This window comes from Erythrobacter litoralis HTCC2594 (assembly GCF_000013005.1).
GTDB lineage: Bacteria > Pseudomonadota > Alphaproteobacteria > Sphingomonadales > Sphingomonadaceae > Parerythrobacter > Parerythrobacter litoralis_A.
Genome location: NC_007722.1, coordinates 273,309 through 293,010, shown reverse-complemented (window position 1 = coordinate 293,010; position 19,702 = coordinate 273,309). Strand labels below are relative to the sequence as shown.

The 19,702-nt window shown below is 61.8% G+C and carries 19 protein-coding genes and 1 other RNA gene; 6 read left to right on the top strand and 14 right to left on the bottom strand.

Going from position 1 to position 19,702, the window contains the following annotated elements:
* Nucleotides 1-10 precede the first annotated feature (10 nt).
* From EL2594_RS01265 to EL2594_RS01240, 6 genes are all read right to left on the bottom strand, one after another.
* Complete coding sequence (locus EL2594_RS01265; protein ID WP_041685509.1) at nucleotides 11-739, bottom strand: TIGR02186 family protein; 729 nt, start codon at nucleotides 737-739, stop codon at nucleotides 11-13.
* A 17-nt stretch (nucleotides 740-756) separates the two neighbouring features.
* Nucleotides 757-1,671 (bottom strand): sulfite exporter TauE/SafE family protein, encoded by a 915-nt coding sequence (locus EL2594_RS01260; RefSeq protein ID WP_011413221.1) that lies wholly within the window; start codon nucleotides 1,669-1,671, stop codon nucleotides 757-759.
* 51 nt (nucleotides 1,672-1,722) lie between these two features.
* A complete protein-coding gene (locus EL2594_RS01255; protein ID WP_155805917.1) occupies nucleotides 1,723-1,947 on the bottom strand; it encodes a hypothetical protein in 225 nt (74 codons plus the stop codon).
* A gap of 99 nt (nucleotides 1,948-2,046) precedes the next feature.
* Nucleotides 2,047-2,358, bottom strand: coding sequence for a hypothetical protein (locus EL2594_RS01250; protein ID WP_011413219.1), 312 nt, complete (start codon nucleotides 2,356-2,358; stop codon nucleotides 2,047-2,049).
* Between the two features lie 146 nt (nucleotides 2,359-2,504).
* Nucleotides 2,505-3,194, bottom strand: coding sequence for a hypothetical protein (locus EL2594_RS01245; protein ID WP_041684952.1), 690 nt, complete (start codon nucleotides 3,192-3,194; stop codon nucleotides 2,505-2,507).
* Between the two features lie 89 nt (nucleotides 3,195-3,283).
* The gene (locus EL2594_RS01240) at nucleotides 3,284-4,240 is read right to left on the bottom strand and encodes a glycosyltransferase (protein ID WP_011413217.1); all 957 of its coding nucleotides are present in this window, start codon (nucleotides 4,238-4,240) and stop codon (nucleotides 3,284-3,286) included.
* Between the two features lie 91 nt (nucleotides 4,241-4,331).
* Here EL2594_RS01240 and nhaA point away from each other — a divergent pair, with 91 nt between their 5' ends.
* The gene (nhaA, locus tag EL2594_RS01235) at nucleotides 4,332-5,549 is read left to right on the top strand and encodes a Na+/H+ antiporter NhaA (protein ID WP_011413216.1); all 1,218 of its coding nucleotides are present in this window, start codon (nucleotides 4,332-4,334) and stop codon (nucleotides 5,547-5,549) included.
* A 15-nt stretch (nucleotides 5,550-5,564) separates the two neighbouring features.
* On the opposite strand, the gene EL2594_RS01230 is transcribed toward nhaA, so the two are convergent.
* Nucleotides 5,565-6,002: a VOC family protein gene (locus EL2594_RS01230; RefSeq protein WP_011413215.1), complete on the bottom strand. Its 438-nt coding sequence runs from the start codon at nucleotides 6,000-6,002 to the stop codon at nucleotides 5,565-5,567.
* 74 nt (nucleotides 6,003-6,076) lie between these two features.
* Between EL2594_RS01230 and EL2594_RS01225 the strand changes: the two genes are divergently transcribed.
* Entirely contained in the window at nucleotides 6,077-6,862 is a 786-nt protein-coding gene (locus EL2594_RS01225; protein ID WP_011413214.1) for an SIMPL domain-containing protein, read from the top strand.
* 52 nt (nucleotides 6,863-6,914) lie between these two features.
* On the opposite strand, the gene EL2594_RS01220 is transcribed toward EL2594_RS01225, so the two are convergent.
* Nucleotides 6,915-7,832: a TorF family putative porin gene (locus EL2594_RS01220; protein WP_011413213.1), complete on the bottom strand. Its 918-nt coding sequence runs from the start codon at nucleotides 7,830-7,832 to the stop codon at nucleotides 6,915-6,917.
* A gap of 264 nt (nucleotides 7,833-8,096) precedes the next feature.
* Here EL2594_RS01220 and EL2594_RS01215 point away from each other — a divergent pair, with 264 nt between their 5' ends.
* Together EL2594_RS01215 and EL2594_RS01210 are read left to right on the top strand one after the other, a co-directional pair.
* Nucleotides 8,097-8,900, top strand: a complete 804-nt coding sequence (locus EL2594_RS01215) for a metallophosphoesterase family protein (protein WP_011413212.1) — start codon at nucleotides 8,097-8,099, stop codon at nucleotides 8,898-8,900.
* Nucleotides 8,897-10,207: a UDP-glucose dehydrogenase family protein gene (locus EL2594_RS01210; protein ID WP_011413211.1), complete on the top strand. Its 1,311-nt coding sequence runs from the start codon at nucleotides 8,897-8,899 to the stop codon at nucleotides 10,205-10,207. Before EL2594_RS01215 ends, EL2594_RS01210 begins: the two co-directional genes overlap by 4 nt.
* A 3-nt stretch (nucleotides 10,208-10,210) precedes the next feature.
* Here the strand turns inward: EL2594_RS01210 and EL2594_RS01205 are convergent, their stop codons facing one another.
* Entirely contained in the window at nucleotides 10,211-10,999 is a 789-nt protein-coding gene (locus EL2594_RS01205; RefSeq protein ID WP_011413210.1) for a hypothetical protein, read from the bottom strand.
* Between the two features lie 231 nt (nucleotides 11,000-11,230).
* Between EL2594_RS01205 and EL2594_RS01200 the strand changes: the two genes are divergently transcribed.
* Nucleotides 11,231-14,611: an autotransporter domain-containing protein gene (locus tag EL2594_RS01200; protein WP_011413209.1), complete on the top strand. Its 3,381-nt coding sequence runs from the start codon at nucleotides 11,231-11,233 to the stop codon at nucleotides 14,609-14,611.
* A 71-nt stretch (nucleotides 14,612-14,682) separates the two neighbouring features.
* Here the strand turns inward: EL2594_RS01200 and EL2594_RS01195 are convergent, their stop codons facing one another.
* From EL2594_RS01195 to EL2594_RS01180, 5 genes are all read right to left on the bottom strand, one after another.
* Nucleotides 14,683-16,164, bottom strand: a complete 1,482-nt coding sequence (locus tag EL2594_RS01195) for a pentapeptide repeat-containing protein (protein WP_196793216.1) — start codon at nucleotides 16,162-16,164, stop codon at nucleotides 14,683-14,685.
* 86 nt (nucleotides 16,165-16,250) lie between these two features.
* An RNA gene (rnpB, locus tag EL2594_RS14985) (RNase P RNA component class A) lies at nucleotides 16,251-16,654 on the bottom strand.
* Between the two features lie 51 nt (nucleotides 16,655-16,705).
* The gene (locus tag EL2594_RS01190; protein WP_011413207.1) at nucleotides 16,706-17,410 is read right to left on the bottom strand and encodes an N-acetylmuramoyl-L-alanine amidase; all 705 of its coding nucleotides are present in this window, start codon (nucleotides 17,408-17,410) and stop codon (nucleotides 16,706-16,708) included.
* Nucleotides 17,407-18,051, bottom strand: coding sequence for a histidine phosphotransferase family protein (locus EL2594_RS01185; RefSeq protein WP_011413206.1), 645 nt, complete (start codon nucleotides 18,049-18,051; stop codon nucleotides 17,407-17,409). Before EL2594_RS01185 ends, EL2594_RS01190 begins: the two co-directional genes overlap by 4 nt.
* Nucleotides 18,052-18,190: 139 nt before the next feature.
* Nucleotides 18,191-18,727, bottom strand: a complete 537-nt coding sequence (locus EL2594_RS01180; RefSeq protein WP_233994296.1) for a Mov34/MPN/PAD-1 family protein — start codon at nucleotides 18,725-18,727, stop codon at nucleotides 18,191-18,193.
* Between EL2594_RS01180 and EL2594_RS01175 the strand changes: the two genes are divergently transcribed.
* Entirely contained in the window at nucleotides 18,684-19,652 is a 969-nt protein-coding gene (locus tag EL2594_RS01175) for an RluA family pseudouridine synthase (protein ID WP_011413204.1), read from the top strand. The genes EL2594_RS01180 and EL2594_RS01175 overlap by 44 nt on opposite strands.
* Nucleotides 19,653-19,702 lie beyond the last annotated feature (50 nt).

Sequence of the window (19,702 nt, the reverse complement as noted above, 5' to 3'; positions counted from 1 at the left end):
GGCAAGAAGCTCAGATCATTGCGAACAGGCGGCCGGCCAGCCAGCCCATGCCGACCGAGAGCATGATCGCGGTCAGGCCGTAGAGGAAGGACTGGTACTGCGCGAAGACTTCCACGAAGCGTTCGAAGCCGACCTTCTCCACTTCGACTTCGGCGATGGCCGAGGCGATCACCCGGCCCCGGCTGACGGCAAACGTCTCCGCCGTATAGGTCCCGGTCTGGACGTTGGACGGCAGCGATATCCGTGCCTGGTAGAGCACACCTTCGCGCACCTCGACCCCGCCGAAATCCTGCTTGTAGAGCTGTTGCCGCTCGCGCAGGTCCACCAGCCCGTTGCGGAACCGGGCCTGTTCGTCCGGGTTGATCGCACCGCTCGGGGAAAGCTGTATGAAATCGGTCCCGAATTCGAAGATCGCCGCCGTACGGTCGTCCACTATCTCGTCGATCGGGCGGCTCGATGCGACCGCGAAAAAGGCCGGGGCCGAGCGGAAGTCCATGCTGTCGGCATTCATCCAGATGCCGCCGATCTGCTCCTTCTCGCGCAGGCGGATCGGCTCGGCCGGACCCTTGAGCACCACCACGATATCGAAATCGTTCTGGCGCTGCGAAGGATCGAGAATGGCCCCGAACAGCAGCAGTTCGGTACCGACGAAACCCTGCCGCAACTCGATCCGGTGCTGGGAGACTTCGGGCACGAGCACGGGATCGCTTTGCCCGGTCAGGCCGAACAGCGCGAGCATCAGGATGAGAGTGCGCTTCACAGCGCGTCCACCGAATATATCTCGTCGGGCTGGACCCCGAGCCCGAACAACATCCGCAGCGCGACGAGGATCACGATGGTCGCCAGCACCAGCCGCAGGATGTCGGGCCGCGCCTTGAGCGCGACCTTGGTCCCGAACTGCGCCCCCATCACCGACCCTATCAGCAACAGGCCTGCCAGCACGAGATCGACAGCCTTGGTGGTGAGCGCATGCGTCATCGTCGTCGCCATGGTCACGAACAGGATATTGAACAGCGATGTGCCGACCACGACCCGCCCGCTCATGCCGAGAATGTAGAGCATGGCGGGCACCAGCATGAAACCGCCGCCGACCCCCATCAGCATGGTCAGGATACCGACGAGAAACCCGAGGATCAGCGGAGCCAGTGGCGAGATATAAAGGCCGGACCCGTAAAACCGCCAGCGATAGGGCAAGGCCGCCACAAGCGGGTGGTGCCGCCGCTTCGCCGCCTGCTTGGCGGCGGACTTGTCGCGCGCCAAGATGGCGTCGAGCGCCTCGCGCATCATCAGCCCGCCGATGGTGCCCAGCATCAGGACGTAGAGCACGTTGATGACCACATCGATCTGGCCGAGCGCCTGCAATAGCCGGAACAGCAATGCGCCGATCATCGCCCCGAATACCCCGCCCGCAACCAGGACCAGCCCCATGCGGTAATCGACCCCGCCCTGGCGCTGGTGCGCGAGCACACCCGAAACGCTCGCGCCGGTAACCTGCGTCGCGGCCGATGCGGCGGCGACGGTGGGCGGGATGCCGTAGAAAATAAGCAGCGGCGTCGTGAGGAATCCACCGCCCACGCCGAACAGCCCCGACAATACGCCGGTCAGCGCGCCGAGGGCGATGATGAGGAGACCATCGACCGAAAGATTCGCAATGGGAAGATAGACATCCATGGGCCGCTCCGCCCTAGCCGAGCGGGCGTGGGTATTAAAGCTATCAGGTGCCTAGAATCCGCTGCTGAGCGTCAGCGCGACCCCGTTGCCGGGCTGCGCATTGCCGGCAACGCGCTTGTGGTAGTCGAGCGACAGGCGCAGCGGCACCTTCGCGACCGTGAGATCGGCTGCAACGGTTGGCCCCACATCGAGCCGCGAAGCCCCCTCCTGCGCACCGCCCCACACACCTGCACCGACCTGCAAAGCCATCCGGTCGCCGATTGCGATACGCCGCACCACGCGCATCTGACCGTCCGCGAATGGCGTGGCGAAGGCACCGCCGACATATTCTCAATCTATGTAGTTCGGCGGGCTTGCAGAGTAGGATTTCGCGATCTACTCATCTTTGCCGACACCCTCGCGCGGCTTCGCGTCGGCTCTACTTCCGTCGGCAACCCGCTCGGGCCAATCAAATGCCGACCCGCCATTATCGAGATTGATCTGTAACGCCCTTCGATAGACATTAGGATTCGTGCTGACCAGCCGATCACCATCAACCTTCTTGATTATGCGATCCTTCAGGAGCGACCGAATGATGTAAAGAGCATCGCTGGCATCGATCCGCGTCGCCTTTACGACATTAGTTACAGTCGCTCCTTCTTTTTCATCCTTGATAATTTCTGCAATTATTGCGTTGATAATTCCCATTCTTGCGCCCCATTATTTGAAACGCTGTCCTCTGTAGCTAGATTAGCTAACTGGATTGAAGATCAATTGCAACACGAAAGGTTCCGTTTCCACACGCAAAGCATAAAGCTCATGGAAATGCTGCTTTGCGTTTGGATTCGGTCAGATCATTTGGAGGCGGGGTCCGAAACAGCGGTCTGTTCGGTCACTGGAGCTGTTGCTGACGCGTTGCCAACACTCATCGGCTCCGCCGCAGCGCCAACGACCATCGGCGCGGGCTTCGACGCAGCGATAGCCAATGGCACGTCTTCATCGATGAAAGCTCCGAACTCGCCTCCTTTGGGCAGAACGGCGCTCGTCCCGGTTACGAAAAACCCCGCGAGAGGCACAAGTGCGATGGAAGCGACCACACCGCCTGTACCAGTAACACCTTTATCGTCGACCGTGCCAGACAATCGGATTTGGCGTCCATTGACCCTAGTAAACAGAGCCTGCGCTTCCAGGTGCCCAGATTTACCCCACATGCCCTTGTTGCGAACCGACGTAATCTCACCCTCCGCAGGGCTGCCCGCTGGAATAACCACGACACCGTTGACCTCTACCGGTGACACGACTTCCATTCGGACACGCTGGCCGACTCTCGCGCGTTTCTTCTTCGTGGTCACTTCCTCCATGAATCGCAAAGTGACAGGTGTGCCGGCGCGAAGCGTAGCATTTTGCGTAGTCGGCGCTGCAATCGGTGCAGGCGCGATCTGGGTCGTTGGTTGCTCGGCTTGCGCCATTTGCTGTGATGAATCTTGAGCAACTGCCGTGGCGGCAGCACAAAGCGCTGCCACCGCTATGGGCGCATATCTCATTATTTACTTCCCCCCTATGCTTTTCAGCGATCGACCTTCTTCTTGCCTAGAAAGGCCCAAAAGAAAAGTCATTTTGTTTCAGCTATGTTTTACCACTCGACGAAACGAGCCGTTCTGACTTCTGCGACATCACAGGGTGAAAAGCGTGAACAACCCAAGTGCAACCGATCCTGCCCAAATGGCACAAATAAGCGCAGTCTCTGGCGCGATCCGCTCGCGACTAGCTTCCCTATGAATCCGCTTGTTAAAAGCACCTTCATCATGAACTCGATCTTTTCTTGGACCGTGCATGTTTTTCTTACTACGAAGTTAGGCGTGTAAGTCAATACAACCAACTCGCGCCCTCTGCGTTTCTTTGACCAAGACATTAGCGCATCGCGCACCACCATCGCCTTGCCATGCGCTTCGGCGAATTCCTCGCAGTAATGGCTGCCGATCCAGCGCGAGCGCTTCTGCGGCTCCGGCAAGACCGGCAACTGGATGAAATCGGCAGAGGCGATGGCGCGACCGCACAGTTCGAGCGCGGCGGGATCGACCATATCCTCTGCATCGTGCAGCAATACCATGCGGCAACGCTCTCCCGAGCGAGCCTCGTCTTCCTCGACAGCGCGATAGAGCCGGTTGAGGCAATCGGCCTTGGTGGTCGGACCATCGCAATCGTGGATCACCACACGCAGGCGCGGATCGCCCGGCGCGGCCTCGACGATCGCCGCAAGCGTCGCGGGATCGTTGCGATAGCAGCCGACATAGAGCCGCAACGCGCGCTGCGGCCAGGCCGACAGCATGTGCTCGACGGTGGTGCCGATCACGTTCGCTTCCTGCCAGGCCGGGATAAAGACCGCCGACTTGCCTTCCAGCGGAAGAGACCGCTCCCGCCGCCTGACCTCGATGGTTTCGCCGCGGCCGGTCAGTCTCAGCCACAACCAGACCGCGTCGACGATCAGTTCGTCGAGCGCCCCCAAAAGGAAAAAGAGTCCGGCAAAGAGAAGAAGTTCGTATTGGACGAGAACCAGACATTCGCCCGCAGTCAAGCCTGCGAGATTCACGAGCGCTCCTGACTCTGTCCTCGTTAACTGACCTAGCGAACCGGATCGGGCCTTGCAACGCGGGAAATATCCATCGATAGGGCGCGCACCTATGGTTGACCCGATCCGCAGCCCCCTGTCCCGCGCCTTTGCACCCGTCCGCGCCCTGTTTGTCAGCGATGCCTCTGCCGGCATTCTGCTGATACTCGTGGCAGCGGCGGCCATGATCGTCGCCAATTCGCCGCTGGCGGGCGCTTACGAAGAAATGTTCTACGGCGATCTGGCATGGACCCCGATCGCCAAGCTCGACGATCTGCACCTGTGGATCAACGACGGCCTGATGGCGATTTTCTTCTTCGTCGTCGGCCTGGAAGTGAAACGCGAGCTTATTTGCGGACAGCTATCCAGTCCCGAGCAACGCACGCTGCCGGTGCTCGCGGCGATCGCAGGGATGGCCGTACCTGCGATTGTATATGTCGGCGTTGTCGGCACGGACAGCGCGCTGGTGCGCGGCTGGGCGATCCCGGCCGCCACCGACATTGCCTTCGCCATGGGGGTGCTCGGCCTGCTCGGCAGTCGTGTGCCAGCCTCGCTGCGGTTGTTCCTGCTGACTGTCGCCATCGTCGACGATATCGGTGCGGTGCTCGTAATCGCCGCCTTCTACACCGCGAACCTCAAGGTCATGTGGCTCGTCATCGCGCTGGGCATCTTCGGCGTCATGGTCGGCATGAACAAGTTCGGGGTCGACCGGATCTGGCCCTATATCCTCGTCGCGCTGGTGCTTTGGGTGGCGGTGCTGTTCTCGGGCGTTCATGCGACCATCGCCGGCGTGATGGCGGCACTTACCATCCCGATGCGCCGCAAGGACGGACACTCGCTTCTGGAGAAGCTCGAGCATGGCCTCGCGCCGTGGAGCGCCTATCTTGTGGTGCCGATCTTCGGTTTCGCCAATGCCGGTGTGAACCTCAGCGGCATGGGTCTGGACGCTGTCCTGGCCCCACTGCCGCTGGCCATCGCAGCAGGCCTGGTGGTGGGCAAACAGCTTGGCATTTTCGGCATCATCGTGGCTGCCGTGAAACTCGGCATTGCCAAAGCACCGGCCAACGCCAACTGGATCGAGATCTGGGGTGTCAGCATCCTGACCGGGATCGGCTTCACCATGTCGCTCTTCATCAGCGGGCTCGCCTTTACCGACAGCCGCCTGCTGATCGACGAGGCCAAGATCGGCATTCTCGGCGGCTCGCTGATCTCGGCGATCCTCGGCTACACCATCCTGCGCCTGACGACGACGCATCCCGAAGAGCGACCGCCCCAGACAGTCACCCCCTGACGGAGCGCGAGCGGCTCACCAGCTCCCGGTATTCTCCATGCTGGCCCAGGGTTCCTGCGGCGGCAGATTGCCTTCCTGCAGCAATTCGACCGATATTCCGTCGGGTGACTTGACGAAGGCCATGTGCCCGTCGCGCGGCGGACGGTTGATCGTCACACCCGCATCCATCAGCCGCTGGCAGGTCTCGTAGATATTGTCGACCCGGTAGGCGAGATGGCCGAAATTGCGGCCACCGTCATAGTCCTCCGGTTCGCTGCCGTCTTCGGGCGGCCAGTTGTAGGTCAGTTCGACCTCGGCCACGCCTTCCTGCCCGGGCGCGGCGAGGAAGATCAGCGTGAACCGCCCAGCTTCGACATCGAAGCGGCGCACCTCTTCCAAGCCAATCAATTTGAAAAAATCGACTGCCGCGTCCGGGTCGGCGACCCGGATCATCGAATGCAGATATTTGACCATGCAGCTTTCCTTCAGAAACGGTTCAGCGACACAAATGCACAACTCGTCGCAGGGTGAGACGGATGGAGGAATGAATGAGCGAGGAGACCAGACCCGAAACCATGTCGGGGGACAAGCCCTTCGTCGGTGAGTACGATGGCAAAGGCGGCAGCTTTCTGGATGCCCTGACCAAGCGCTGGCTGAGCACTGCGGCTGTCGTGTCGATCGGTCTTATCGCCGGTGGCTACCTGTTGGGCGACGGATTGCTGCGCGCCAAGGAAGCCGATCGCTCGGTAACCGTGCGCGGACTGGCCGAGCGCGACGTCACGGCCGATCTCGCGACCTGGACGATCAGCTATGCCAGCAGTTCGACCGACCTGGCCGGTGCGCAGGCCAAGGTGCGGCGCGATACCGAGAACATCCGCGCCTTCTTCAAGGACCTCGGCTTTCCCGAAGATGCGCTCCAGCCGACCGGCGCCAATGTCTCGAGCTATACCGAAAACGGCGTCACCAAATATACTGTGCGCCAGCGGCTGGCGCTGCGCAGCGACGATATCGCGCTCGCGCAGAAAGCCGTCTCGCGCCAGTTCGATCTCGTGAGCACGGGAGTTTTTCTCGAGGAAGGATCGGGCATGTCCTACAGCTTCACCAAGCTCAACGAGATCAAGCCGGAGATGGTCGCGGAAGCCACCCGCGATGCCCGTGCGGCCGCCGAGCAGTTCGCGGAGGACAGCGGGACCGAGGTGGGTGCCATCCGCGAAGCGACGCAGGGCTATTTCACCATTGAGGCACGCGACGGCGAAGCCGGAGGCTGGGGCGTTGCGGATTCGCCCTTCAAGAAGGTCCGCGTGGTGACGACGATCAATTTCTCGATCGGTTGACGCGGAAAAGGGGGCGGTCGCCCGCCCCCTCCTTCGTGTTCTGCGACTCGGATCAGAAGCTGGCGCTCACCGTGACGACGAAAGCATCGTCGACGAAATCGTAAAAGCCGGCCGGGATATCGCCCTCGGCCCCGACATAGGCTGCGCTGACCGACAGCGGCGTGTCGGGGATCGCGACCTCTGCACCGATCGACCAATCCCACGCCTTGCCGTCGTTGGTGAAGGTCAGGAAGCCATCGGTGTATCCGAGATGGCCGTTGATGGTGATCGGCGTATTGGGAATGCCGATACCGACGTCGGTGTACAGATACAGATTGTCGGTGCTGCCGAGCGAGTCCTGGTCAGGCGCATAGGCGACGCCGAGCGTGGTTTCGGCGGGGCCGAAAGTGAAGGCGACCGAACCGTAGAATTCGACATAGTCGAAATCGCCAGGGCCCGCATCGGGATAGAGATAGCCGATCACACCTACATCGAGGGCAACGCCGTCGGTGACATCGCCGCTCCAGCCGCCATAGACGTCGAGCTCGGTGCTGCCGTAGCCGACTGTGGTCTCGTCGAGCGAGCTGGCCCAGGTACCGACATAGAAGCCGGCCGGAAGCGTCACGTCGAAGCCGCCCTGGATGGCGAGCTCTCCGCCCGACAGGTCGACGCCGCGGAAACGGTATTCGGTCGTGAGCGCGACATTGGCGGAGAATTCGACACCGCTGTCGCCACCGGCCTTGCTGGGCTTGTCCACCGGAGCAATGACACGCTCGAGCGCGTCGGCCTCCACCGAGAATGCATCGGCAGGCGCATCGGCCTGCCCGTCGCCAATCAAGGCATCAATGGCTTCGATTTCGATCGTTTGAGCCACCGGCCTTGCCTCGCTGCCCGCGACGGTCTCGTTGGTTTCGGTGGCGAAAACCGGAGTTGCCACGAAGGCAGTACCGGCAAGAAAGGTCGCGGCGAGGCCGCGAGAGGACGTAAGCATGACATTTTCCTTCGTTAGGGTGTCGCTTCGTCCCACCTGCGCGCCGACCGGTTGCAATTTTTGCCTGCAATCTCGGGTCGACGAGACAGATACTTGCACGGGTTTGCTGCGCTGCACAAGAAAATTGTAGACTAGCCCTCAACGCCGGGGCGAGCGTTGCGTTTTCGCACCACTGCTCCGCTACGCTCACAGGATTGTGCGTTGCGATAGGTGGCCCGAGCCCCTATGGCGCCCCCCGACGAATTGCCGTAGCCCCACACCTCCATGCTTAAGTCGATCAAGAAACTCATCCGATCCAAATCGGACGCGCCTTCCGCATTCGTGCCGGAAGGGACGCGCTATTACGCGATCGGCGATATTCACGGTCGCAACGACCTGTTCGAAGCGCTGATCAAGGCGATCGACAAGGAATGCGACAAGGTGCCCGAACTCGACACGCAGGTCGTGCTGCTCGGCGACCTGGTCGACCGCGGTCCCGAAAGCGCAAAGGTGATCGAGAACGCGCGCGCGTGGAAGAAACGCCGTCCGGTACGGATTCTCGCCGGCAATCATGAAGAGATGTTCCTGCAGTCCTTCGAAAATACCAAGGTCCTGCGCCATTTCCTCCGCCATGGCGGCCGCGACACAATCCTCAGCTACGGCATCTCGCCCAAGAAATACAACGCCGCGACACTCGACGAACTGCAGGAGTTGCTGCACGACCTCGTGCCCAAGTCGCACCGTAAGTTCATCAAAAACTTCGAAGAGATGGTCATCGCTGGCGATTACGTCTTTGTCCACGCCGGCATCAAGCCAAAGGTGGCGCTGGAAGAGCAGGCGCGCGACGACTTGCTGTGGATCCGGGACCGTTTTCTGGCCTACGACCAGCCGCATCCGCGCGTGGTCGTACATGGTCACACGATCTTCGAAGACGTCGATGAGAAAAGCAACCGTATAGGCATCGATACGGGAGCCTTCCGCTTCGGGCGACTAACCGCGCTGGTGCTGGAAGAAAACCGGCGGCGCATGATTCAGGCCGTGGACGACAACGGCACAATCAGGATCGAAAAAAGGGACAGCTTGGTATGAAAATCGCAATGGTGGGATCCGGCTACGTCGGCCTGGTTTCCGGTGCATGCTTTGCCGATTTCGGCCACGACGTTGTCTGCATCGACAAGGACCAGTCCAAGATCGACCGCCTGCATGATGGCATCATGCCGATCTACGAGCCGGGGCTCGATGCGCTGGTCGATGCGAATGTCAAAGCCGGTCGGCTCAGCTTCACTACAGACCTCGGCGAAGGGATCGAGGGCGCAAAGGCGATCTTCATTGCCGTCGGCACGCCAAGCCGCCGCGGCGACGGGCACGCCGATCTCACCTTCGTTCACGAAGTCGCGCGCGAAGTGGGCAAGAACCTCGCCAACGATGCGGTCATCGTGACAAAGTCCACCGTCCCGGTCGGCACCGGAGACGAAGTCGAACGCATTATCGCCGACGCCGGGACAAAGCATCGCTTCGCCGTTGTTTCCAACCCCGAGTTCCTGCGCGAAGGTGCCGCAATCGGCGACTTCAAGCGCCCCGACCGTATCGTGATCGGTACCGAAGACGATTTCGGCCGCGAGATCATGACGGAGGTCTATCGCCCGCTCTATCTGAACGAATCTCCGATCCTTTTCACCAGCCGCCGATCGAGCGAGCTGATCAAGTATGCCGCCAATGCGTTTCTCGCGACCAAGATCACCTTCATCAACGAAATGGCGGATCTGTGCGAAAAGGTCGGCGGCAATGTCCAGGACGTGGCGCGCGGGATCGGGATGGACGGCCGCATCGGCCCCAAGTTCCTCAATGCCGGCCCAGGGTATGGCGGCTCCTGCTTCCCCAAGGACACGCTGGCCTTGCTGAAGACGGCCGAAGATTATGACAGTCCGGTGCGGATCATCGAGGCGGTGGTCAAGACCAACGAAAGTCGCAAGCGCGCGATGGGCCGCAAGGTTATCGATGCGCTCGGTGGAATGGATGCAGCCCGCGGCAAAAAGGTCGCGCTGCTGGGCCTGACGTTCAAGCCCAACACCGATGACATGCGCGACAGCCCGGCTATCGCAATCGCCCAGACGCTGACCGATGCCGGCGTCAACGTCGTCGCATACGATCCGGAAGGCATGGAGATCGCCAAGCCGCTGATGCCCGAGGTTGCTATGGCAGAGAACTCTTATGAGGCAATCGAAGGCGCCGATGCGGTGGTCATCGTGACCGAATGGGACGCCTTCCGCGCGCTCGACCTCGATCGGGTCAAGGAGCTGGCGGCAGCACCGGTGCTCGTCGACTTGCGCAACATCTACGCACCGTCCGATGTTCGCGCGAAGGGCTTCGACTACGTCAGCATCGGACGGGTCTGAGGATTAGCCGAACCAACGGCGTCGGCTCTCCGCATCGCGCAGGCCGACTATCGCTGCACCGATGACCAGCAGGCCGGCGATGATGCAGGCGAGTGCTATGCTGTCCGCCTCCTGCCCGCCGCGGAAATAGATCGCCAGAACCGCCCAGCAAAAGACTGCCGCAAACCAGGGATTGCCCTTGCTGCGCACAACGGCCGCTGCGGCGATCGTGCCGCCGACGACGACCATGAGCGCAGCGATGGCGGGATATTCGAAGCCCCCGGCGAGACCATGGTAAACCAGTGTTGCGGAGATGTTTACGATGGTCGCGGCAGTAAGCCAGGAGGCCAGCGCGCTGAATGTCACGCCCACGATGATCCGCTCGGCCAGCGTGAAGTCCCGCGAGAAATGCGTCATGATTCGCAGGATCGCGAGGAGGCCGAACAGTGAAGTTGCGATAATGATCGCGCTGATCGCGGTCAGGTTGGCGAATTGCGTATAGGTCGCCCACGCCCCCTGCGCGGCAAGCGCCAGCGCCGCCCACCAGCCGATCCACGCGACCAAAGCATTGTCGACCTGTTTCGGCAATATCTGCCACAGCGCGAAAACGGCCGAACCGAAGAACAATGGCCCCCAGATGGCAAAGGCCCAGCCCGATGGGGTGATCAGCGTGCGGACGCTGTCCGAGCGATCGCCGATCGGCTCTCCAAGGCCAAGCTGGGGGAGGAAGGTCGCGCCGATCTGCCAGGCGACGGCGACAAGGATGGCGAGGCGCTGGAGCAGGCTGCGCTGTCTGGGATTTTCACCGGTCATGCAGTCGATACCGCGCCGCGCGCTACATTGTTCCCATCACCGAAGAATAACGATCCGAAACCATAGAGATTAGGGACGCATATTAGTTGCGAAAAATCGAAGCATTGACGACTGCGGAGCGATGGTATCTCTTCCTGACATCATAACAGGGCGGGGTCGCGAGTCGCTCTATAGTTGCTAGTCGATTGCTTGAGCGGCTTGTGGCCTCTCCCATCACGATGGGGGAAGTTCATGAAGACTCGGAAATATCTCGTAGGCGTCGCCACGATCGGCCTCGCCACAGCGCTCGCGTCCAGCCCAGCGCTGGCAAATGACGATAACGACGCCAGCGACGAAGTCTCACTGGAAGCGCAAGGCAACTTTGCCGGTTTTCGCACTATGCAATCGGCGGACATTATTGTCTCGACCGAGATTGCGATCGGCACCCCTGGTCCGGCGATCGAACGACAGGTCAATGGCGCACTGGTTCCAGCCTATCCCGAGCTAATCGTGCGTGACGATATCGGCACCGCTGGTGCAGTAGATACTGCCAATACACTCCCGTCGGTCGTCCAGATCTTCCGCCAGAGCAATATCTCCGGCGGCGTGTTCTTCAATTGCACCGGCACGATGATCAATCCGCGTACCGTGTTGACAGCAGCGCACTGCCTCAACGCGCGCGGATCGGAGGACTACGGCCTGCCGAGCACCGGCGCCGACAGCACCATGCTGGTGGCTACGGGCGTCGATACGTCGAGCCGCCTTTTCAATTATCTCGATTTCGGCAGCGGCTACAACGAAGGCGGCGTGGCTCAGAGCACCGACGTCATTATTCACCCATCCGCCAACCTCGAGAATGGCGCCCTGCCCTTCCCCTGGGCCGATGTCGCGTTCATCGCGCTCGACACGCCCATCACCGACGTTCCGGCGATGCCGCTGTTGCTGACGCCGCTCGACGAGCTGACGCACATGATCGTGACCGGCTACGGCACCACCGGCACCGGCGAAACCGGTGCGCAAGGGATCGGATTCCTGCGCCGCGTGGGCGAAAACATGCTCGGCGCGGTCGCTACCTCGGCCGATCTGATCGACACGATCTTCCCGGGCTTTGCTCCCAGCGAGTCGTCTCTCGGCTTCGAGACGCAGGCGCTGTACTGGATCGATTTTGACGATCCCCGCCGCACCTCGCCGGGGGAAGATAGTTGTACCTTCGATGGGTTCGGAATAAATTGCCCGAACATAGACACCGTGCTGGCGATCGACTGGTTCGATGGCGATGCCTTGCCCCAGGAAGCCGGCACCGCGCCGGGGGACAGCGGCTCCCCGCTGATCGCAGACCAGATCGCGCCCTTCCCGCTCATCACAGGCGTGCTGAGCGGCGGGTTCGACTTCTTCGGCACCGGCAACCGCTATGGCGATATCAGCTTCTACAATCCGCTCTACCCGTTCTTCGAGTTCATCACCGAGAACACGCCGTACAAATACGTTTCGGCCAAATCGGGCAATGGCGTGTGGTCCGATCCAGCACGCTGGACGCAGGATCTCGATCCGGGGTTCTTCATCGAAGATTCGGACGGCAATATCGTCAATGGTGTTCCGGGCGGCGATGAGCCCGGTGTTTACGAGCAAGGTCCGCGCCTCGGCCTGATCCTCGGCGAAGACATTTCCGGCAACAGCAACGATGCTACCGCCGTCCTGCCGCCGGAAGGCACACCGAACTTCGGGGCCAACATCCCTGAGTCCTCGGTGCTGCTTGGCCCGGGCTCAACCGGTTTCGTGCCCAACAACACCGACGGCACGCCGGGCACCGCCTTCGAAAACCCTGCCCTCTATTTCGATGTCCTGCTGGTCAATCCCGGCACCACCACGGTGGATATGGATGTCGAGATCGACCGCCTGACCATCGATGGCAAGAACACCGGCTTTGCCCTGCCAGAGGCATATGAGTTCACCAGCATCATCGGGGTCGAGCAATATCGCGGCAACGCCGAAATCGATGGCCAGCTCAATGCCGGCAACGTGCTGCTGTTCGGTGGCACGATGGGCGGCGATGGCACAGTCGCGACCAATGCCTTCTTCAATGTCTCGGGCGTCGTCTCGCCGGGCGGTGACAATGCCATCGGCACTTTCACTATCGATGGCGACTACGTGCAGACATCGCAAGGCACGCTGCTGGTCGACGTGAAGCGTCGCGGCAAGAAGCCGCTCGAATTCGACCAGCTCGTGGTGACCGGCGATGCCAGCCTGGCGGGCGATCTCTTCGTCAAGCCGACCGGCAAGATCACCGCCAAGTTCGGTGCCGAATGGACTGTGCTGACGGCCAACAGTGTGCTCGGCAATTTCGACGAGGTCACGCTGCTGACGCGTTCGCCGGTGCTGTTTGCCGGTACGCGGGTCGATGGCGGTGACGTGATCGTCGCGATCGGAGCCAATCCGATCGCGCAGATCGTCGGTGCGCAGAGCGACCTCAGCTCGCTTGCCTCCGTGCTCGACACCTTGCGCTTCGGCGGTCGCTATGCCGACTTCGAAAGCGTCTTCAGCGTCGTTGACATGGCCGGGTTCGATATCTTCGGGCAGACCCTTGCCGGCCTGACCCCGACGAGCGGGTTCCAGCAGACCTTCTCGGCCACCAACTTCGCTCAGCGCTTCACGGGCCAGGTCGCACAGCGGACGCTCCGCCTGCGCGGCGCGGATAGCGGCGCGGCAGGCTTTTCGGCAGCGGGCAGCGCAAGCTTCGCGCAAGCCGGGACGGCCCCGGGTACGAAAGGCAAGCTCGGCTTCTTCGCGTCGGTCAGCGGTTCCTACCTGACCATGGCGCAGGGCGATCGCAACACCGGCACCAACGCCGTTCGCGAAGCAGCCTTCACCGAGGCCGGAGAGCTGACGCTGGGTGCCGACTACAAGGTCGCCGACGGCCTCGTGATCGGTGTCGCCATGTCGAGCGTGCGCGACAGCGCCAATGCCTTCGGCGCGTTGAGCCCGATGGACAATGAGAGCACCTCGGGGGCGATCTATGCCGCGAAGACCTTCGGCAGGGGCTTTGCCGATGCCTACTTCGGCTTCTCAGACCAGCGCTACGGCACCGCTCGCGGCTCCGTCGGCAACGCCACAGGCAGCTTCAACAGCGCCATCGGCAATGCCGAAGGCAGCCAGAACTTCGCCGGTATCCGCATGGGCTATGCGATGGAGCCGATGGAGAACGTGCGACTGGGTCCGGTCGCCAGCGTGGATTACGTCCGTTCCAACCTCGGCGGCTACCGCGAATATGGCGCCGGGCAGTTCGGACTCAATGTCGACGACCGCAGCTTCACTTCGATCGGGGCGAAGATCGGCGCGATGGCCTCGCTCGGCATGAAGGTCGGACAGACCGGTGTCATCAAGGCGTTCGGTTCGGTAGCCTATGCCCGCGAGCTGGGGGACAGCCAGGATGTGGTGACGGCAAGTTTCGTCGGCGCAGCGGACCTGCCTTTCTCCATCGCGCGTCAGCTCGACACGCAGTGGGTGGCGGTCAATGCCGGGGCGGAGATGGCGCTGACCAATCGCCTTAGCACCCAGCTCAGCGTGACCTCGGACATCGGCCGCGGCGAGCTGACCAACAACCAGGCCAACATGACGCTCAACTGGCGTTTCTGATCGCCTGATCGAAGGCCAGACAAGGGGCGCTCCCGGACCATCCGGGGGCGCCCCTTGCTATTAGGCTGCCATCACTTGCCGACGGCCCGCATTTCGCCAAAGCCGGCCCGTGCGCCGCAGGTGATGAAGTCGGCGGCCTCGTCAGGTGTATCGCCCATATTGCCGGAATAGCGGAAGAACAGGCGGTTATCCCACACGCGCAGGATTGGCACGAGCGCGCCATCGTCGAGCTCCCCTGCGTACCAGCCCGTGTCGGGATCGTAGACCAGCGCATCGCCGTGGAGCGAGCAGGTATGCGCATTGCCGCCAACCGCTTCGCCGCGCGCGAGGATGCGACCATCCTCCATGGCGGTCAGCGTGACGCTTTGCATCGAGAAGCTACGGATGACCGGCACCATCTTCTGGTAGAGAGCGCTGCTTCGCATGGTGTCGGCGACCGGCAGCAGGTCCTCTTCGAATTCCAGTGCGGCATTGGGGGTCAGCACAAGCTCTACCCCCACCGCGCCAAAGAGCGCATCCATGCGGGCCTGATAGGCCTGTGCGACACATTCGGCGCTGTCGCAGCGATTGCGCTGGCGCAGCCATGCGCGTTGCTCGCGTTGCGACGTTGCGCCTCGCTTCACAGCATGCCGGTAAAGCGAAGAGAGATCGCGATCCATGTGGCGCAGTCCGCTTTGATATTCAGCGCAAATCAGCACTTCCGCCTTAATGCTGGCCTTTGCGCAATCGAAGGATGGCTCATCCGTCTGCGTCTCGATACTCGCTTTCAGCTCCGTAAATTCGGCTGTGGTCAATCGGACCTGCGCACGCCGGTCACCAGCTTCATCGCTGCGATGGCCGAGCGTGATCGAGCGCCGCACTTCGACATCGTCCAAGTATTTCACAGCACGCGGCGAAATGAAGGCACGGTTGAAATCGGCACCGGTGAATGTGTCCAAGCCCCAGATCGGGTAACTGGCCAGATCTGCGTTGCTGAGATTGGCCCCGCTGAAATCGACTCCGCTGCTGCCACCGCACTGCATGTCCATGGTGATGCCGCAATCGAATGTGAAATAATTGAGGTATGCCCCTACGAAGCTTGCCCCCGCTAGCTTGCTGCCGAAGTTCTGGCCCACCCATCTGGCGTTACCGAGTTTCGCGTCGGCGAAATTTGCGCCGCCGGCATCTACACCCACCAGGCGTGCGTCGGTCAGATTGGTTCCTTCGAACCTGGCCCCCGAAAGGTCCGTGCCGACGAACTTGGTGCCGATCAGGTCGGTCCCGCTCCAGTCGGTGCCCGAAAGCTTGGTCTGGTAGAAGCAGGATCCGGGCAGGCTCCCCGAGAGGCGGCGCATGTCGGCCCCGCTCAGGTCTCCGCCGACGATCATGATCTTTTCGCCGAGCGCCGCTTCCACCTGCGTCGCAAAATCCTCGAAATCGGATGCGCTGCCCGCATCGATTGGCGTGACATCGAATTCGGCAAAACCGCACGCGGAGATCGCCCGGGCGGCCAAATCGTCATCAGTTTGTACCGACGTCGCTGAAGCTACCACCGCCAGTAGTGTCTCGAACATTTTCATCCCCCTGTGTCCGCTCGATATTGAGGGAGCCCGGCGTGGGCATGGCATGAACGGGGGTAAGTAGGAAAGCCGCAAACGGTAGTGCCAGGGGGCCTGTAAGCCGGGTTCTGTCCTGCTGATGCAGGGGCAGCCATTCATCTGGGCGAGCGATTGCTCGCGCGCTCAAGCAGCCAACCCGGACCTCTCGGAACGAAGCGTTCCTGCCTTTCGGCGCGAGGTCCCTATTTGGCCTTGCTCCGGGTGGGGTTTGCCATGCGGAGACTGTCGCCAGCCCCCCGGTGCGCTCTTACCGCACCCTTTCACCCTTGCCTGACGGATCAGGCGGTCTGCTCTCTGTGGCACTGTCCCTCGGCTCCCCCGGACGTAATCCGGGGTCACCGGGCGGGTGTTACCCGCCACCCTTGCTTCGTGGAGCCCGGACTTTCCTCTCCTAACAACCCGCTCATCCTGAGCTTGTCGAAGGAGCGGCTGCCCGGCCCCCTGGCAAGAGCACATATAGGCGCGATTATCCTTGCAGGAAAGCCAGTGCGCGCCGTTAGCGGGACACGCCCCGGTCGCGGTCGAGCAACAGCTGGAACAGGATCGCGCAGATCTGGCCGTCGATTTCGCCATCGATCTTCTCCGGGCGCCAGCGGCGCTGAAAGGCTTCGACCGCCTTGAGTCCGTCGGTAACGTCGTATCCGAACCGTTCGAGCGCGAGGTAGAAGGCACCGGCATTGTCGAACGGATTGCCCAGGTCCAGCTTCTCCGGCTTGGGCAGGCAGAGATTGTACTCCGCCAGCCGGTCCCACGGAAACAGCTCGCCCGGATCGACCTTGCGCGCCGGCGCGACGTCCGAATGCCCGACCACATTGGCGCGCGGAATGTCATGGTTCTGCACGATACGGTGGAGCAGCGGGATCAGCGCATCGATCTGCGCGTCGGAGAATTCGCGATAACCGAGCACATGGCCGGGATGATCGAGCTCGATCCCGATGCTGGCCGAATTCACATCCTTGTGCCCGCGCCAGTAAGAGACGCCCGCATGCCAGGCGCGCTTGTCTTCCGGCACCAGCCGGGTGACTTCGCCTTCCTCGCTGATGAGATAATGCGCACTGACCCCGCCCTCGGGATCGCATAGCCGGTCGAGCGCGGTCTCGACCGGCTTCATCTCGGTATAGTGCAGGACGACCATGCTGATCGGCAGCTTGCGATCGTTGAAATTGGGCGAGGGCCTCTCGTGATGGACCAGTTCGCTCATCCTTCGGGCAACATCGCTCCGAGGACCAGAGCGTCCTCCGATTTCTGGTATTGCAGATTACCGCCCGATTGCTCGGCGATTAGCGCCAGCATGTGCGCGGCGGCGGTGCGGCCGCTCAGCCCGTCTTCCGGCAAGCTGCCTTCGAGCGCGCGACCGATGCTGTCGTCGAAAGCGACTTTCGCGCCGGTTGCGCGAACGACGATCTCGCTCGCCCCGTCACGGCGCTCCGCCCCGATATCGAGCGTGCCGCCGCGCACCAGCGCGTCCAGCCCCATCTGGGCGAAATTGAGCATTACCTTCACCGCCGGCTTGGGCAGTGCATCGACCGCCAGCGCCCAGTTGACCTCGACCCGCTTTGCATCCTGTGCCAGCGCATCGATAACCGCCTTGGGTTCATCCACCCCGACACGGTCGCCGAAACCACCCGCGGCACCGAATGCGAGACGGAAGAATTTCAGCTTGTTGGCGCTCGTCCGCGCACTCGCCTCGAGCAGTTCGAGGCACCGCTGGCGCATCTCGGGATCCTCCTCCTCGGCGAGCAACTCCAGACCATTCGACAGGGCGCCGACCGGCGAAAGCAGGTCATGGCAAAGCCGCGAGCACAATTGGCTGGCGAGCGTGACGGCGTCGTTATCGTTCATAGATGAAACCTGGTTCCTGAAGACGTTCACGAGACATGGACCGCATGGACCACTGTCCTAGCGCAAAAAACGCGCCCTGCCAGCCGCCCGCGTAGAGCTTGGGGGTCGAAGCGGGATTCAGTCGCGGCATTCGTCCGCTCTAGCCGTCGAGAATGGAGTAGGAAAGTTGCGCAAATCCATCGTTCCTGTCGCGCCAGAAAATGATCTCGCCCTGTCCTATGATCGCCCAAATGCTGCCATCCTGCGCAGCCATGGCCGCGTCGGTAGCCGAGGGTTCGGGCACAGTGGTCGGATGCGAGTGGTAATAGCCAAGCACCTGCGGTCCACCGTTGCGGCCAGCGCGGTGCGCATCGACCAGGGTCTGCGGATCGATCTCGAAATGGGTTTGCGGCTGGGGATGGACATTCGCGGCAGGCTGGATTGCGGTGATGTGATTATGCTCGCCCAAGAGAATACCGCAGCATTCAAGGGGATGCGCAAGAGAAGTTTCTGCGAGCAACGCATCCATCACCGAGGCTTCAATCGTCAGCACCGCTACCCCTTGCAACACCCCGTCATTCCCGCGAAGGCGGGAATCCAGCTTCTCACCCTGTGGGTCTTCGAAGTAAAGCTGGATCCCCGCCTTCGCGGGAATGACGGCGGAATGGATCGAACACTTGGCAGGACGCGAAGTCATAACTGGCATACTCACAGGCGTCGGCCGCCTGGACAAGGCACTGGCCGAAGCATCCGGGCTTTCGCGCGAGCGGGTGAAGGCATTGATGCAGGGGGGTGCAGTGCTGGTGGATGGCGATCCCGCCACCAATCCCTCCGCGAAGGGCAGCGAAGGCACGCCCTATACCATTACCCTACCACCCACGGTCGATCCCGAGGCGCAGCCACAGGACATCAAACTCGATGTCGTGTTCGAAGACGAACACCTGCTCGTCGTCAACAAGCCGGCCGGGATGGTCGTGCATCCGGCGGCAGGCAATCCGGATGGCACGCTGGTCAATGCGCTGCTCCATCATTGCCGTGGCCAGCTGTCCGGCATCAACGGCGTCGCCCGGCCCGGGATCGTCCATCGGATCGACAAGGATACCTCGGGGCTACTGGTGGTAGCCAAAACGGATAACGCGCATGAGGGACTGGCCGCGCAATTCGCCGAGCATACGATCAATCGCCGATACTTGGCGCTCTGCGCAGGCCATCCCAACCCGGCTGAAGGCACGATCGAGGGGCGAATTGGGCGCAGCGAGCGGGATCGCAAGAAAATGGCGCCGCTTCCCGAGGATTCTTCGCGTGGCAAACACGCCGTCACCCACTACAAGACCCTGCGACGATTGAGGGATTGCGCCCTGATCGAGTGCCGGCTGGAAACCGGGCGCACCCACCAGGTACGCGTTCACTGCCAGTCAATCGGCCATCCGCTATTGGGAGATCCAACATATGGCCGGGATCCCAAGGGGTTACGGCCGATTCTCAAGGAACTGGGCTTCGCGCGACAGGCTTTGCATGCGGCAATGCTGGGGTTCGAGCATCCGGTAACCGGCCAATGGGTCGAATTTACCGCCGATTTACCCGCAGACATGCAGGAACTGATCGACGAAACCGCTCGTTGATATCGATGAATAGCAGTGCAAATCCGTGGGCATTGCTCTATATGTAACCA

Coding starts and splice junctions, on each gene's coding strand:
- EL2594_RS01205 (WP_011413210.1), bottom strand. CDS start 10,999: ATGACCGGTGAAAATCCCAGACAGCGCAGCCTGCTCCAGCGCCTCGCC.
- EL2594_RS01190 (WP_011413207.1), bottom strand. CDS start 17,410: ATGAGCGAACTGGTCCATCACGAGAGGCCCTCGCCCAATTTCAACGAT.
- EL2594_RS01220 (WP_011413213.1), bottom strand. CDS start 7,832: ATGCTTACGTCCTCTCGCGGCCTCGCCGCGACCTTTCTTGCCGGTACT.
- EL2594_RS01195 (WP_196793216.1), bottom strand. CDS start 16,164: ATGTTCGAGACACTACTGGCGGTGGTAGCTTCAGCGACGTCGGTACAA.
- EL2594_RS01215 (WP_011413212.1), top strand. CDS start 8,097: ATGCTTAAGTCGATCAAGAAACTCATCCGATCCAAATCGGACGCGCCT.
- nhaA (WP_011413216.1), top strand. CDS start 4,332: ATGGTTGACCCGATCCGCAGCCCCCTGTCCCGCGCCTTTGCACCCGTC.
- EL2594_RS01200 (WP_011413209.1), top strand. CDS start 11,231: ATGAAGACTCGGAAATATCTCGTAGGCGTCGCCACGATCGGCCTCGCC.
- EL2594_RS01250 (WP_011413219.1), bottom strand. CDS start 2,358: ATGGGAATTATCAACGCAATAATTGCAGAAATTATCAAGGATGAAAAA.
- EL2594_RS01180 (WP_233994296.1), bottom strand. CDS start 18,727: ATGACTTCGCGTCCTGCCAAGTGTTCGATCCATTCCGCCGTCATTCCC.
- EL2594_RS01245 (WP_041684952.1), bottom strand. CDS start 3,194: ATGAGATATGCGCCCATAGCGGTGGCAGCGCTTTGTGCTGCCGCCACG.
- EL2594_RS01185 (WP_011413206.1), bottom strand. CDS start 18,051: ATGAACGATAACGACGCCGTCACGCTCGCCAGCCAATTGTGCTCGCGG.
- EL2594_RS01265 (WP_041685509.1), bottom strand. CDS start 739: ATGCTCGCGCTGTTCGGCCTGACCGGGCAAAGCGATCCCGTGCTCGTG.
- EL2594_RS01225 (WP_011413214.1), top strand. CDS start 6,077: ATGAGCGAGGAGACCAGACCCGAAACCATGTCGGGGGACAAGCCCTTC.
- EL2594_RS01260 (WP_011413221.1), bottom strand. CDS start 1,671: ATGGATGTCTATCTTCCCATTGCGAATCTTTCGGTCGATGGTCTCCTC.
- EL2594_RS01175 (WP_011413204.1), top strand. CDS start 18,684: ATGACGGCGGAATGGATCGAACACTTGGCAGGACGCGAAGTCATAACT.
- EL2594_RS01210 (WP_011413211.1), top strand. CDS start 8,897: ATGAAAATCGCAATGGTGGGATCCGGCTACGTCGGCCTGGTTTCCGGT.
- EL2594_RS01230 (WP_011413215.1), bottom strand. CDS start 6,002: ATGGTCAAATATCTGCATTCGATGATCCGGGTCGCCGACCCGGACGCG.